A 13838-nucleotide genomic window follows, 5' to 3' on the forward strand; every position below is an offset into this window, starting at 1 on the left:
GCCGCGCGGGACGGACCGCCGGCAGCACCGGGCGCGGCCCGGGCGCGGGTCAGGAAGCGCGAGTGGCGCGGCGCGCCGCGAGCTCGTCGGCAGGGTCCGCCGCGGGCGTTGCGTCGAGCTCGACGAGGGAGGACTCGACCTCTCGCAGGACCTTGCCGACCGCGATGCCGAACACGCCCTGGCCGCGGGACACGAGGTCGATGACCTCGTCGTCGGAGGTGCACAGGTACACCGAGGCACCGTCGGACATCAGGGTGGTCTGGGCGAGGTCCGAGACGCCGGACTCCCGGAGCTGGTTCACCGCCGTGCGGATCTGCTGGAGCGAGATCCCGGTGTCGAGGAGGCGCTTCACGAGCTTGAGCACGAGGATGTCCCGGAAGCCGTAGAGCCGCTGCGACCCGGAGCCAGCGGCCCCGCGGATCGTGGGTTCGACGAGCTCGGTACGTGCCCAGTAGTCGAGCTGGCGGTAGCTGATGCCGGCTGCCTTCGCGGCGACGGTGCCGCGGTAGCCGTTCTGCTCGTCGTGTTCGGGCAGGCCGTCGGTGAAGAGCAACCCGAGGTCGTACCGCGTCATGTCTGACGGGGTACCGGGGGTTTCGTTCCCACTCATTGGACTGCCTTCCAGGACGATCGAGCCCCCACCCGAAGCTTCAACGACGGGTTGAGAGTTGTGCCGAGGTCCACGGTAGCGACTCCGACGGCTCCGACGCGGTACATCCGACTCGGCGCGTCCGGCGTGTCGAGGATACGCCCGCCCACCGACGAAACGACAGGCCCGGACGACAAGCGCATCGGCGGGACGACAGGCCCGGACGACGAGCCCACCGGCGGGACGACAGGCCCGGTGGAGACCGGGCTCACGCGTCCATCCGCCCGATCGCGGCCCGGATGAGGTTCGACCGGATGACCTCGAGGTGCCCGGCGATCTCCCGCGCGAGCTCGAGCGCCTTCGCCTTGGACGTGGCGTCACCGCGGCGGGACACCGGCATGAGCGCCGACTCGATGAGCCCGACTTCCCGCTCGGCGGTGCTGCGGAAGGTCCGGAGGTGCCGCGGCTCGATGCCGGACCGCTGCAGTTCGACGAGGGCCTTCAGCACGACGACGGAGTCCTCCGCGAAGGTGTCCGACGCCGGCAGGAGCGACGCGGTGACGGCGTCGGAGAGCAGCATCGGCGACGCCGCGGCAGCACGCACCAGGTCGTCGCGGGAGTACCGCTTCTCGCGCACGAGGATCGACGGCTTCGGCGCGTCCCCACCCCCGGGCAGCACCGGGTCACGCCCGGCGTCCACGTCGGCGAGGTACTCCTTGATGACCTTGAGCGGCAGGTAGTGGTCACGCTGCAGCCCGAGCACGACGCGGAGCCGCTCGAGGTCCGCGGGTGAGAACTTGCGGTACCCGCTGGCGGTCCGGACCGGTGTGACGAGCTCGCGCTCCTCGAGGAATCGCAGTTTCGAGCTCGACAGGTCCGGGAACTCCGGCTTCAGCCGCGCGAGGACCTGGCCGATGGTCAGCAGGTCCGCGGACGGCGAACCCGACCGCACCGCGGCCGAGCGAGCAGCCACTACGCGTTCGCCAGGCGCGCCAGGTCGACGCGGGACGCGTAGAACGTCAGGCGGAACTTGCCGACCTGCACCTCGGCGCCGTCGGTGAGCTGTGCTTCGTCGATGCGGTCACCGTCGAAGTACGTCCCGTTCAGGGAACCGAGGTCCTTCACGGTGAACGCCGTGCCCCTGCGCAGGAACTGCGCGTGCTTCCGCGACACCGTGACGTCGTCGAGGAAGATGTCGGCGTCGGGGTGCCGTCCTGCCGTCGTGACGTCGGAGTCGAGCAGGAACCGGGCGCCGACGTTGGGGCCGCGGCGGACGACGAGCAGCGCCGAGCCGGACGGCAGGGCGTTGATCGCTTCACGTTCTTCGGGTGAGACACCGGACTCGGGCGTCAGGGCCGCTCCGAGTTCCATGCTGAAGGTCAGCGTCGTGTCGACCAGCCGCTGCTCCGGGGCGCGCTGTCCCTCTGGCTGCGGGACCACTGGATCTGGCATCGGTGGACCTCCTCCTCTTGGCGTCCAAGCGTATCGGAAACGCGGGTGCCGTCGAGAGCCCCGTCCTCGGGTGACACGACCTGTCCGCGGCCAGCGGACAGGGACCGGGTGAACGGCGGACGGGAGGCGCGGTGCCAGCTGGCACCGCGCCTCCCGTCCGGTGGTGATCGCGACCAGTGCGCTCAGCTGCCGTCCTGCAGGATCTGCTTGATCTCGGAGTCCTTGAGCTTCACCCAGGGCGAGCCGTCGGGGTCGCTCGTGGAGGCCTCCGGGCTGTTGCCGGTGTTCCACCACTTCGCCTGGTAGGGGATCCCGTCGAAGAGGACCCGGTCGCCCGTGTCGTACGTCGCGGTGCCCGACCACGCGTCGTACGTGCCGGCCGGCAGGGTGACCTGCTTCACCGGCTTCTCGCCCGCGAGGACCGGTCCGACGAGCTGCCACGGCGTCTCGTAGGCGCTCAGCACCGGGTCGTCGGGCAGGTCGCCGGAGGTCCACCACTTCGCCTCGTAGACGTTCCGGTGCCAGACGATCTTCGTGCCCTCGAGGTAGGACGCGTCCGAGCTCCACACCGGGTAGGGGCTGGTCGACGGGTCGTCCGTCGGCTGCACGGTCGCCGAGGGCTCGGCGGTGGTGACGTCCGACGCGGCCGCGACGACCCCGCCGCTGAAGCCCTTGCCGAGCACGTCGGCGAAGAGCACGCCGTCCTGGTCGACACCGGAGCAGGAGTTCGAGACGGTCGAGAGGTTGACGTAGTTCGTCCCGCACGTCGTGTCGCGGTTCAGCGACCACATCGACATCCGGCCGAGGCCCCGCTGCGTCGCCCAGGTGTTGAGCTTCTTCGCGTCGGCCATCGTGAAGACCTCGTCCTGCACGTCGTTCTGGCCGATCATCGGCGTCGCGCCGATCTTGTGCCAGAGCGTGCCGTCGGTCAGCGGCGTGCCGGACCGCTCGTAGAGGACACCGAGCTGGCGGTGCACCTCCTGCAGCGTCTGCACCGAGGCGGAGTACATGCTCTGGCTCGCGCCCTTGCCGTCCCCGTAGTTCATCGTCATCGCGTTCACCCCGGCGAGGTCGACACCGGCCTTGAGGAACTGCGCGACCGCGGTGGTTCCGTCGCTCGTGAGTCCGGACGGTGCAGCGGGCAGCGTCAGCCACACGGCGAGCGGGTGCCCGGCGGCGCGGCGCTCCTCCTGGAGCTTCGCGACCGCCTTCGCGCGGCGCTCCCCCGCGGCGTGGTTCGTCAGGTCGTCACCCTCGACGTCGTAGTCGACCGTGCTGACGTCGTAGCGCTTGACGACGGTCGTGTAGGCATCCACCAGGTCGGCGCTGTTCGTGCAGGTGGTCGCGAGCTCGTCGTTGGACAGGCCGCCGAAGGACACGCCGACCTCGCCGTGCTGCTGCTGCAGGCGGGCGATGCGCCGGTCGAGGTCGAGCTGGTCCGACGCACCCTGGAGTGAGTAGAACGAGCCCCACGTCGGGGTGCAGGCGGCGTCGTTGTCCGCGACGACGAAGGACAGCATCACGTTGCGGCCCTTCGTGGACTTGACGTCCTCGAAGGCGAACGTCGGGGTGGCGGTCACGTCGGTGTACGCGGCGAACCAGGACTGCTGGGTCTCCGAGGCCTGCGCGGACTGCCAGCGGTCGAAGCCGGCGTAGCCGGCGGCGAGGAGGGCGACGGCCACGACGGCGGCGAGGCCGACGCGGAGCGGGGAGAGGCGTTTCGTGGTCGACATGGTCAGGCGGCCGTCTTCTCGTTCGTGTCGGTGGTCGTCGTGCCGGTGGTCGTCGTGCCGGTGTGGTCGGTCCCGGTCGTGCTGCCGCTGTGGTCCGTGCCGGCGCGGCCCGCGCCGACGACGTCGGCGTGGTGGCGCTTCGGCATGGTCTGGCCGCGGTCCCCGAAGTAGAGGACGGCGCGCCAGTCCTCGGTGACGGGTTCGAGCGTCGGCGTGCCCGTGCCCGTGCCCGTGCTCGCGCCGCGGCGCCCGGCCCGCGCCTGCTGCCGCGCCTGCTTGCGTGCCTGCTTCCGCGCCGCCCGGGCAGCCGGGTCGTAGAACATCCACCCGGTCGCCCAGATGAAGACGTCGACCACGGAGTTCCAGACCCCGATGTAGGCGACGATCGCGTACATCGCGAGCAGGGCGTTGAACGCGGCGAACACCGCGTTGCCCCAGTTGCCCGCGTGGAAGTCGCGCACGAACGTGAACACCGAGAAGACGACCATCGCGTACGGCGCGAGGACGTACAGCGCCGGGGAGGCGGTCCGGTCCCGGACCTTCGGCGTGCGGGCGAAGGGGATCTTCTTCGCGGTCAGTGCCTGCTGGATGCTCTTCAGCACGCCGGCCACGTTCACCGGCATCAGGATCAGGTTGAAGCCGTAGATGCGGAGCACGTCGGTGCGCTTGTACCCGCAGTACTTCAGGTCGCTGCTGAGCAGCCAGAAGTACGGCAGCGCGGCGAGGAGCACCATCGGGCTGAGCAGCCGCGAGTCGTACGGGTAGGCCAGCAGGAAGATCAGGCCGAACGACGCCCAGGCGATCGACGCCATGTAGTTGACGCGGAGGGACATCTCGACGATGCCGACCCGCTCGCCGCGGGCACGACGCTCCCGCACCTGGCGGAGGTACTTCGGCAGGATCAGGAGCCCGCCGTTCGCCCAGCGGCGCCGCTGCACGATCAGGGACCCGAAGTCCGGCGGGGTCGCGCTGTACGACAGACGCTCCGGGTAGTTCACGAGCGACCAGCCGTGCATGCCGAGGTCGACGCTCGACTCGGTGTCCTCGATGACGGTGCGGTCCTGCACGTAGCGCTTCACCTCGAAGCCGCCGACGGTCTCGACCTCCTCGATGTCACGGAGCGCCCGGGTGCGGATGACCGCGTTCGCGCCGACCCAGAAGGTCGCGTTGTGGCGCGACATGCCCTGGTGGAGGATGTGCTGGATGTCGGTCGTCGCGCCGGCGAGCCGCTCGATGCGGGTCGCAGCGCCGCGGAACGACGAGTACGGGGTCTGCGTGACGGCGACGCGGGCGTTCTCCGGCTGCTCGAGGAAGTACACCAGGCGCAGGCAGTAGTCGCGGAGCAGGACCGAGTCGGCGTCGAGCGTCAGGACGTAGTCGGACGCGGGCACGACGAGGTCGGCGGTCGCCGGGTCGGTGACCGTGCGGAGGATCGTGCCCGACGCGGTCTCGTCGAACGCGTACGCACCGCCGAGCAGGCCGATGTACGAGTTCAGGTTCATCGCCTTGTTCGCCTCGTCCGAGAGGTTCGCGAAGCGCTTCCGCTCGAACGTGGTGATCTCGGCGGTGAAGGTCCAGGCAAGGCGGCGCTGGAGTTCCACGACGCGGGACGAGGGGATCTCGGTGAGCAGGGCACCGTGCGCGCCGGCGTCAGCGCCGGCGTCGGCGTGCGCCCCGGCGTCCGCGCCGGGGTCACCGTGCGCGTCGGCGGCGGCGTCCAGCGCGTCCACGATCGCCGCTTCGAGTGCCTCGGACGTCAGCCGCAGCTCGTCCGCCAGGGCGACGAGGACCTGGTCGTGGAAGAAGTGGTCGACGTGGTCGACGACGTCGTGCTCCCGGGCGTGCCGGCGCAGCCAGGCGTCGGCCCAGCGGTGGTGCTCGACGAGGGTGCGGAGCGAGTCGACGGTCGCGACGGGGGTGTGCGACGCCTCCACCTCGGCGGAGAGCAGCGCCTCCTGGAACCGCTCGGCCGCGGGGGCGAGCTGGTTCTGGATGGTGGCGGCGACCGCGCGGGTGCGCTGCAGCTTGTCGAGCGTCTCGGGGTCGGTCGGGAACGGCGCGTCGTCGACGAGCAGCACCACCCGGAGCGACGGGTACTCCTGCAGTGCGGCGGACCAGAGCGTCGTCGCGATGACGTCCGGCTCCTCGGCGTAGCTCGGCACGAGGACCGTCAGCGGGGACTCGTGACCCTCGCCGAAGTGCCGGTCGAGCTCGGCGCGCGGCACGCGGACGTGGGTGGCGAAGCGCTCGAGCGCCCCCTGCCGTGCGACCAGGTGCATCAGCGCGGAGAACGTCAGGAAGGTGACCACGACCAGGTAGGACAGCGCCTCGGTGGTGAACCGGAAGCTCTCGGTGCCGTAGTTCAGGAACTGGCGGATCACCGTGTAGATCACGTAGGCGAGCCAGAACGCGATGGTCAGGATGATGGCGATGCGGCCGGAGACGAGCTTCCGGTCGGAGGGGCGGGCGTGCAGGGTGTCGAGCGGGTGGGTGCGCCGCTCGGAACCCCACTGCCGACGGCGCACGGGCGCGTCGTCGAGCTGTTCGGGCATGGGTGTCCTTCGTTCGACCGGACCAGCGCTCGCTCGGGTGGGGCACTGTCGGGAGTCCGGGGTCGTGTCCGACGTTAGGGGGACAACACGGGGGGCGTGGACACCCGGAAGGGGGGTTCTGAGCGTGCCGTGCGGAAAACCGCAATCCCGCGCGGATCCCCGTACCGGCGCGCCCGCAGGCGTGTCGCGTCACACCCGGCCGGGAGGCTCGGCGCGCCCCCGCCCCGCGCGTCACCCCGTCGCGCGCCGGTGTCGCCTCGGTCGCAGGTCACCCCCGGTGAGATCGCAGTCCGTGTCGCCTCGGTCGCAGGCACCCGACACGAAGTGCGATCTCAGTCCGTGTCGCCTCGGTCGCGGGCACCCCCGGTGAGATCGCAGTCCGTGTCGCCTCGGTCGCAGGCACCCGACACGAAGTGCGATCTCAGTCCGTGTCGCCTCGGTCGCGGGCACCCCCGGTGAGATCGCAGTCCGTGTCGCCTCGGTCGCGGGCACCCGACACGAAGTGCGATCTCAGCGGGCGGGCGCGGCGCGCGGCGGGCGCGGCGGGCGCGGCGCGCGGCGCGGGCGGGTCAGCGGCCTCGGGCCAGGAGCCAGAGGAGGTACGGGGCACCGACGACACCCGTCACGACGCCGACCGGCAGCGCGTTGCCCGGGATCGCGAACTGCGCGATGAGGTCGCTCGCGAGCACGATCACCGCGCCGACCGCCGCCGACACCCCGAGCGCGACCCGCCCCCCGCCGACGAGCCGCCGCGCGATCGGCGCCGCCATCAGCGCGACGAACGACACCGGTCCGGCGGTCGCGACGGCAGCGGCGGTGAGGAGCACCGCGGTGAGGAGCAGCAGCACCTTCGCCCGGTTCGGCCGCAGTCCGAGGGACGCCGCGACCTCGTCCCCGAGGGTCAGCACCGTGAGCCGCGGCGACTGCACCAGCGCCGCGACCATGAGCACGACGAACCCGACGCCGAGGAGCCCGACGACCCCACGGTCCACCGCGTTGAGGCTGCCGGAGAGCCACAGGAGCGCCGTCCCCGCCTGCTGCACGGTGCCGCTCGTGAGCATCCAACCGGTGACACTGAGCGACATCGCCGCGACGCCGATCCCGACGAGCACGACCCGGTTGCCGGTGATCCCGCGGCGCCACGCGAGCCCGCCGATCACCAGCGAGACCAGCACGGCGCCGATGAGCACGACGGTGAACAGCGACGCCCCCGATGCGCCGAAGAGCACGATCGCGGTGAGCCCGGACGCGCTCGCGCCCGACGTGATCCCGATGACGTCCGGGCTGGCGATCGGGTTCCGGACGACGCTCTGGACGATGCCCCCAGCGACGCCGAGGCTCGCGCCGACGAGCAGCGCGGCCAGGGTGCGGGGACCGCGGAGCTGGCCGATCACGAAGTCCGACACGGTGTCGCCGTGCCCGAAGAGCGCGGCGACGACCTGGCCCGGGGAGAGCGGGATCTCGCCGACACCGAGGCCGACGAGCACGAGCGCGACGAGCACGACGACGACGGCCCCGAGCACGACGAGTTCGCGTCGGAGCCCGCGGACGGCGGCGCGCACACGGACGACCACGGCGCTCACAGCCCCTTCACCGCCTTCGACCGGACGAGCCCGATGAACACCGGCGCGCCGATCAGCGCCGTGACGATGCCGACCTGCAGCTCCCCCGGGTACGCGACGACCCGGCCGATGACGTCGGCGACGAGGAGCAGCGCCGGTGCGACGATCGCCGACAGCAGGATCGTCCAGCGGTGGTCCGGTCCGCTCAGGCGCCGGACGGCGTGCGGCACGGCGAGCCCGATGAACGCGATGGGGCCGGCTGCGGCGACAGCGGAGCCGGCGAGCAGCACGGTCACGAGCCCGCCGACGGCGCGGACGAGCACGACGCGCTGCCCGAGGGAGGCGGCGAGCTCGTCGCCGAGCGCCAGGGTGTTCAGCGACCGACCGAGCGCGAACGCGATGACGAGCCCGACGAGCACCGGGATCGTGACGACGCCGGCGGTGCCGAGGTCCTTGCCCGCGAGCGCACCCACCTGCCAGAAGCGCAGCTGGTCGAGGAGGCTCTGGCTCGTCACGAGGACCGCGGTCGTGATGGACGCGAGCGCCGCGGCCACCACGGCGCCGGACAGCGCGAGGCCGACCGGGGTCAGTCCGCGCTTCGCGACGGCGGCGATGCCGTAGACGAGGAGCGCCGCCAGGGCGGCGCCGGCGAACGCGAACGGCAGGTACGCCGCGGTGCCGCTGATGCCGAACAGCGCGATGCCGGTGACGACGGCGAGGGCCGCGCCGGAGTTGATGCCGAGCACGCTCGGGTCGGCGAGCGGGTTGCGCGTGACGCCCTGCATGACGGCGCCGGCGACCCCGAGTGCCGCACCGGCGAGCAGTCCGACGACGGTCCGCGGGACCCGGTTGCCGAGCACGATGAGCCCGATCTCGTCGTTCCGGCCGGGGTGCGTGACCGCGTCGAACACCGTGGCCAGCGGGATCGGCCGCGACCCGAAGGCGATGCTGAGCGCCACGGCGACGGCGAGCACCACGACCGCGAGGACGGTCGCCCCGACGAGTCGGGGCACGGAGCTGGGCGCGGGAGGCGCGGGCGACGGGGAACGCATGAGAGGTGAGGCAACCCTAACGTGCGACCGTCCACGGCGATCGCCGAGCGAGTCATGAGCATGCACAGGGGTCGCTCATAGGTTCGTCATTGGGAACGGGCTTGTACTCGTATCCATCGACGCCCGACCGGGACGTCGAGAGCGACCGGAGAGCACCGATGAACGAGACCCCGAACCCCGAAGCCGAACCGGGCACGACGCCGATCGACGCACAGGACACCGCCCCCCGCTCGACGTGGGAGGCCCCGCACGCGGACGCTTCGACGCTCCGCCCGGCCTACGCGTTCGACGGCTCCGGTCCGTACCTCTACGCTCCCGACGGCTCCGGCCCCTACGCCTACGCCGCCGACGGCCGCGGCCCGTACCTCGTCGGCAGCCCGGCCCTCACCGGTGCCGCCAACGCCTGGACGCACGCCGCCCAGCACGGCGAGCAGACCGGTGCCCAGCACGGCGCCCCCTACGGCCAGCCGTACGGCGCAGCCGCCCCCGGGCACCAGGGCTGGACCGGCGCCTTCGGCACCCGCCCCGGCACCAAGAAGCGCAAGCTCGGGCTGATGATCGGCTCCGGCATCGCGGCGCTCGCCATCGTCGGCGCGGCCGGCGGCACGGCGCTCGGGCTCTCCTCGCAGAGCACCGAGACCACCTCGAGCCAGTCGCAGGGCACCACGACGACGCCGGACACCGGCAGCGGCACCGACGGCAGCGGCACGAACGGCTTCACCGTCCCGGGTGACGGCAGCGACAGCAGCGGCAGCAGCTCGGGCACGAGCACCGAGTCCGCCGCCACGGCCGCGACGACCGCCCAGAAGAAGGGCGTCGTCACGATCAACACCGTCCTGAACTACGACGAGTCCTCGCAGGCCGCCGGCACCGGCATGATCCTGACCTCCGACGGCACGATCCTCACGAACAACCACGTCATCCAGGGCGCGACGAGCATCACCGTCACCGACGAGACCACCGGCAAGGAGTACAAGGCCGACGTGGTCGGGGCCGACGCCACGAACGACGTCGCGGTCCTGAAGCTCGAGGACGCGTCCGGCCTCTCCACCGTGAAGCTCGACGACGACGGCGAGCCGAGCACCGGCGACACCGTCACCGACGTCGGCAACGCGGAGGGAACGGGCAACCTCGTCGCCGCGGAGGGCACCGTCACCGCGACCGACCAGGACATCCAGGTCCAGAGCGAGTCCGGCACCGGGACTGAGTCCCTCACCGGCCTCATCGAGGTCGCGGCGAACATCGTCTCGGGCGACTCCGGCGGCCCGGTGCTCGACTCCGAGGGCGAGGTCGTCGGCATGGCGACCGCGGCGTCCTCCGGCACGACGGACGTCACCGGCTACGCCATCCCGATCACCACGGCGAAGGCCATCGCGACGAAGATCCTGGCGGGCGAGTCCTCCTCGACCATCACGATCGGTCTGCCGGCGTTCCTCGGCGTGGAGATCAGCAGCACCGCGACGGGCACCACGAGCGGCGTCGCCGTCGCCGGCACGGTCGAGGGCTCGGGAGCCGCGACCGCCGGACTCGCCGCCGGTGACACGATCACCTCGATCGACGGCACCGCGATCACGACGTCCGACCAGCTGACGCAGGTCATCCAGTCGAAGTCGGTCGGCGACAAGGTCTCCGTCGGCTACACGAACAGCGCGGGCACGGCTGCGACCGTCACGGTCACGCTCACCGCGGGCCCCGCGCTCTAGGACAGTTCAGCGGGCAGGAACGCTCGCACCAAGGACCGGTACACGTTGGCCGGCGACTCCGCAGAGAACGCGGAGGCGCCGGCCTCCGTGCGTCCGACGCGCGCGAAGCCGATGCCGTCCGCGTGCACGATCGTGATCGGTCGCGGCTTGCCGGGGCGGCGCAGGTGCGACACGGTCCACGGTGCCGCCCAGAACCGGGCGAGCCGGGGATCGGCCTCCCCGATCGCCGCGGGCAGGTCGGGAGCGTCGTCCCCACCGGCCAACCGCCTTCCGAGCAGGTCGGCCCTGAGCGTCTCCGTGCGGAACGGGAAGGTCCATGCCGGACCGACACCGAGCCTCCCGGCCGCCACGGCGACCACGCGCTCGGCCGCCAGCCGCGTGACGACGGAGACGGTGTCGTCCGGTGCGTCGACCACCGTTCCGGACCAGGCCTGGAGGCGCGACACGCGCCCGTCGGGCAGGTGCTGTTCCAGCGTGGTCGGCTGGGCGTCGCCGCTCCACGGGTCGAGCAGTTCCTGCGTGGTCGCGGGGACCGTGCCGAAGCGGCTGACGAGGCCGGCCTCGACGAGCGCGCGACCGCCGGGGGTGCGGAGGAGCGTCGGGCTCCACCGCTTGCCGGCCATGCTCGTCAGGGTCGTGAGGGCCTCGTGGCCGAGGCGCGCGCCGGTGATCTCGGCGGGGGCTGCTGCGTCCGGGAGCGGTTCGAGCTCCCGCGGGGAGGTCGCGGAGACCGGGCCGACGGCGCGGACGGAGTCGAGGACGGCGAACACGACGTCGTCGGTGTCGTCGAGGCGGGCGAGGGGGCGCTCGATCGTGACGTCGACGCGGTGCCGCCCGGTCACGAAGAGCAGGTGCGCGCCGACGATGTCGCCGGGGCCGTCCGTGTCCTCGTGCCCGTCGTCGCGGCCGGCATCGGGTCGGACGTACTCGACGAGCCGTGCCGGTGCGCCGACCGTGCCCCAGACGTCGCAGCCGACGAGGAGCAGGCCGTCGACCGAGCCCGGGAGGCGGTCGAGCAGCGAGCCGTTCTCGTCGCCGATGGCCCGGTCGCTCGGGCGGGAGCGGACGGTGATGACGACGTCGTCGCCGGTGACGCGCAGGTCCGCCTGGGCGACGTCCTCGCGCTGCCACGAGTCGGGGCGGCGGAGGGTGACGCGGGCGGTGCGGTCCTCGGTGCCGAGTGGGACGGGGACGGGCATGGCCCGAGGCTACGACGGGGCGGGCGCTCGGGCGCTGGCGGCTCGCCGCGCGCGCCCGGCTTCGCCGCCTCGCACGGTGCGAGGTGGGCGCGGGCGAGGTCAGCGCGGGCGGGCTGCCGGGGGCGGCGGGACGCGCTTCGCGGCGACGACGTCGGCGAGGGCGACCCGGACCGGGCCGCGGCGGGTGTCGATTGTGACGGAGTCGGGCGTGCGTGCGGCGAGCTCGCCGAGGGCGTCCCGGGCGCCGTCGCCGTCGTGGGCCCGGACGACGACCCGCCCGCCGAGTGCGGCGTCGTGCAGGACCCCGAGCGCCAGGGCCCGGGCGACCCGCGCCTGCTCGCTGCCGTCCATGCTCCTGAGCGTACGTGTCCGGCGCGCGGCGGTCGAGCGGGCGAAATACCAGGCCTGGGCGGGCATGTGACCCGGGCATTTCGCCCGCTCGGCGTGCGCGGGCCGGCCCGCGGCGGTCGAGCGGGCGAAATACCAGGCTTGGGCGGGCATGTGACCCGGGCATTTCGCCCGCTCGGCGTGCGCGGGCGGGCGCGCCTAGGGTGGGGGCATGGACAAGGCCCGGGTGGACAGCTGGATCTGGGCGGTCCGGATCACGAAGACCCGGTCCGCCGCGACGACCGCGTGCAAGGCCGGGCACGTCAAGGTGAACGGCGAGCGCGCGAAGCCCTCGCAGCCGGTCGGCCCCGGGGACGAGGTCCGCGTGCGCCAGGCCGGCTTCGACCGGATCGTGGTCGTGAAGAGCCTCATCCTCAAGCGCGTCGGAGCGACCGAGGCCGCGAAGCACCTCGAGGACAAGACCCCACCGCGCCTGCCCAAGGAAGAGGCTGGGTTCGTCCCGATGCGCGACCGAGGTGCCGGGCGTCCGAGCAAGCGGGAGCGCCGGGACCTCGAGAAGCTCCGCGGCTACTGACCCCGGGCCGGGCCCGCGTCAGATGAAGCGGACCGTCTGCTGCAGTCGGTCGCGGATCTCGAACACGTCGACCGCACCCTCGGGCGACCAGACGCCGTTGAGCACCTGCCCGAGTGCACTCCGTCGGACAACGAGCGCGGTGGGCTTCCGCTGCGGCCCGACGACCTGCACGTCGTGGTCGACCGCGGAGTCCGGCACGACGAGCAGCCGGCCGGTGAACCGCACGCGCGTCTGCTTCTGCACCGCCCGCGCTGCCCGGACGAGCTCCTTCACGGGGCGCTCCCCCGGCTCGAGGGTCTCCCCCACGATCTCGCCGTGGTCGATGGTGACCGGGCCGCCCCAGTCGATCGACTCCAGGGCCCAGAGCCCGCTCGGCATGAGCACGACGTGGTCGAGCTTGCCCTCGGCTCCGGCGTCGAGGTCGTGCCAGACGGTCACGCCGATCCCCATGTCCGCGACGATCGATGCGGTGGCTTCTTCGGCGAGGGCCTCGCCGAGCAGCCGTCGGATGTACCGCGGGGCGGACCGGATGAGCCCCGGGTCGTACGGGTCCTCGATGGGGTCGCCGAGTCCGACCCACTCGCGCTCCGCCGCGAGGAACACCTCACGCGACCGACCGCCGGGGTGTCCGTGGGACCGGGCGCGGGGTCGGGAGTCGCGGCGCGCCGTGGGTGGTGCGTACTCGTCGCGACCGGACCCGGGCCTCCAGGCAGAGCTGCCCGACGGGGCGGACGTCGGGCGCGATCCGGAGTCGTAGGCGCGACGCGCGGCCGGCGTGCCGACGCGCTCCCACGCGATCTGCACGCGCCGGAACCGGACGGCGTCGCCGCCGAGGTCGGGGTGCGTCTCGCGGGCGGCACGTCGGTAGGCGCGACGGAGTTCCTCGTCGTCGGCGGTCGCGGCGACGCCGAGGACTTCGTACGGGGTGGCGTCGGCCGGGCTGTCGGTCATGGCCCTGGCACAGTACCCGACGGCGCGTATGCATCCGCCGCACGCGCGCTGGGCACTGTCTGGGCCCACGCCGCCGGTACCGACGCGACGCGCCAGCGGCGTGGCGGCCGTGCCGGTGGGGAG

12 protein-coding genes are annotated in these 13838 nt (G+C 72.6%); 2 read left to right on the forward strand and 10 right to left on the reverse strand.

Annotated elements, in window-relative coordinates; translation table 11 throughout:
• Positions 1-49: 49 nt before the first annotated feature.
• From EDF27_RS13355 to EDF27_RS13385, 7 genes are all read right to left on the reverse strand, one after another.
• Positions 50-610, reverse strand: coding sequence for a MerR family transcriptional regulator (locus tag EDF27_RS13355; protein WP_071301115.1), 561 nt, complete (start codon positions 608-610; stop codon positions 50-52).
• Positions 611-857: 247 nt separating this feature from the next.
• The gene (locus tag EDF27_RS13360) at positions 858-1562 is read right to left on the reverse strand and encodes a MerR family transcriptional regulator (RefSeq protein ID WP_132049265.1); all 705 of its coding nucleotides are present in this window, start codon (positions 1560-1562) and stop codon (positions 858-860) included.
• Positions 1562-2041 (reverse strand): FHA domain-containing protein, encoded by a 480-nt coding sequence (locus tag EDF27_RS13365; protein ID WP_123653059.1) that lies wholly within the window; start codon positions 2039-2041, stop codon positions 1562-1564. Before EDF27_RS13365 ends, EDF27_RS13360 begins: the two co-directional genes overlap by 1 nt.
• Before the next feature lie 182 nt (positions 2042-2223).
• On the reverse strand, positions 2224-3774 hold the full coding sequence (locus EDF27_RS13370) for a carbohydrate-binding protein (protein ID WP_132049267.1): 1551 nt from the start codon (positions 3772-3774) through the stop codon (positions 2224-2226).
• A gap of 2 nt (positions 3775-3776) precedes the next feature.
• Positions 3777-6326 (reverse strand): glycosyltransferase family 2 protein, encoded by a 2550-nt coding sequence (locus tag EDF27_RS13375; RefSeq protein WP_207909629.1) that lies wholly within the window; start codon positions 6324-6326, stop codon positions 3777-3779.
• 569 nt (positions 6327-6895) lie between these two features.
• A complete protein-coding gene (locus EDF27_RS13380; protein ID WP_243698350.1) occupies positions 6896-7909 on the reverse strand; it encodes an iron chelate uptake ABC transporter family permease subunit in 1014 nt (337 codons plus the stop codon).
• On the reverse strand, positions 7906-8901 hold the full coding sequence (locus tag EDF27_RS13385; RefSeq protein WP_123653798.1) for an iron chelate uptake ABC transporter family permease subunit: 996 nt from the start codon (positions 8899-8901) through the stop codon (positions 7906-7908). The genes EDF27_RS13380 and EDF27_RS13385 overlap by 4 nt, the downstream gene beginning before the upstream one ends.
• A gap of 197 nt (positions 8902-9098) precedes the next feature.
• Between EDF27_RS13385 and EDF27_RS13390 the strand changes: the two genes are divergently transcribed.
• Complete coding sequence (locus EDF27_RS13390) at positions 9099-10643, forward strand: trypsin-like peptidase domain-containing protein (RefSeq protein ID WP_243698351.1); 1545 nt, start codon at positions 9099-9101, stop codon at positions 10641-10643.
• On the opposite strand, the gene EDF27_RS13395 is transcribed toward EDF27_RS13390, so the two are convergent.
• Both EDF27_RS13395 and EDF27_RS13400 read right to left on the reverse strand, forming a co-directional pair.
• Entirely contained in the window at positions 10640-11842 is a 1203-nt protein-coding gene (locus EDF27_RS13395) for a hypothetical protein (RefSeq protein WP_132049269.1), read from the reverse strand. The genes EDF27_RS13390 and EDF27_RS13395 overlap by 4 nt on opposite strands.
• A 99-nt stretch (positions 11843-11941) precedes the next feature.
• On the reverse strand, positions 11942-12193 hold the full coding sequence (locus EDF27_RS13400) for a ferrous iron transport protein A (RefSeq protein WP_132049271.1): 252 nt from the start codon (positions 12191-12193) through the stop codon (positions 11942-11944).
• Between the two features lie 208 nt (positions 12194-12401).
• Between EDF27_RS13400 and EDF27_RS13405 the strand changes: the two genes are divergently transcribed.
• Complete coding sequence (locus EDF27_RS13405; protein ID WP_123653055.1) at positions 12402-12764, forward strand: RNA-binding S4 domain-containing protein; 363 nt, start codon at positions 12402-12404, stop codon at positions 12762-12764.
• An 18-nt stretch (positions 12765-12782) separates the two neighbouring features.
• Here the strand turns inward: EDF27_RS13405 and EDF27_RS13410 are convergent, their stop codons facing one another.
• Positions 12783-13715 (reverse strand): DnaJ domain-containing protein, encoded by a 933-nt coding sequence (locus EDF27_RS13410; protein ID WP_123653054.1) that lies wholly within the window; start codon positions 13713-13715, stop codon positions 12783-12785.
• Between the last annotated feature and the right edge of the window lie 123 nt (positions 13716-13838).

This window comes from Curtobacterium sp. PhB136 (assembly GCF_004346855.1).
Taxonomy (GTDB): Bacteria; Actinomycetota; Actinomycetes; order Actinomycetales; family Microbacteriaceae; genus Curtobacterium.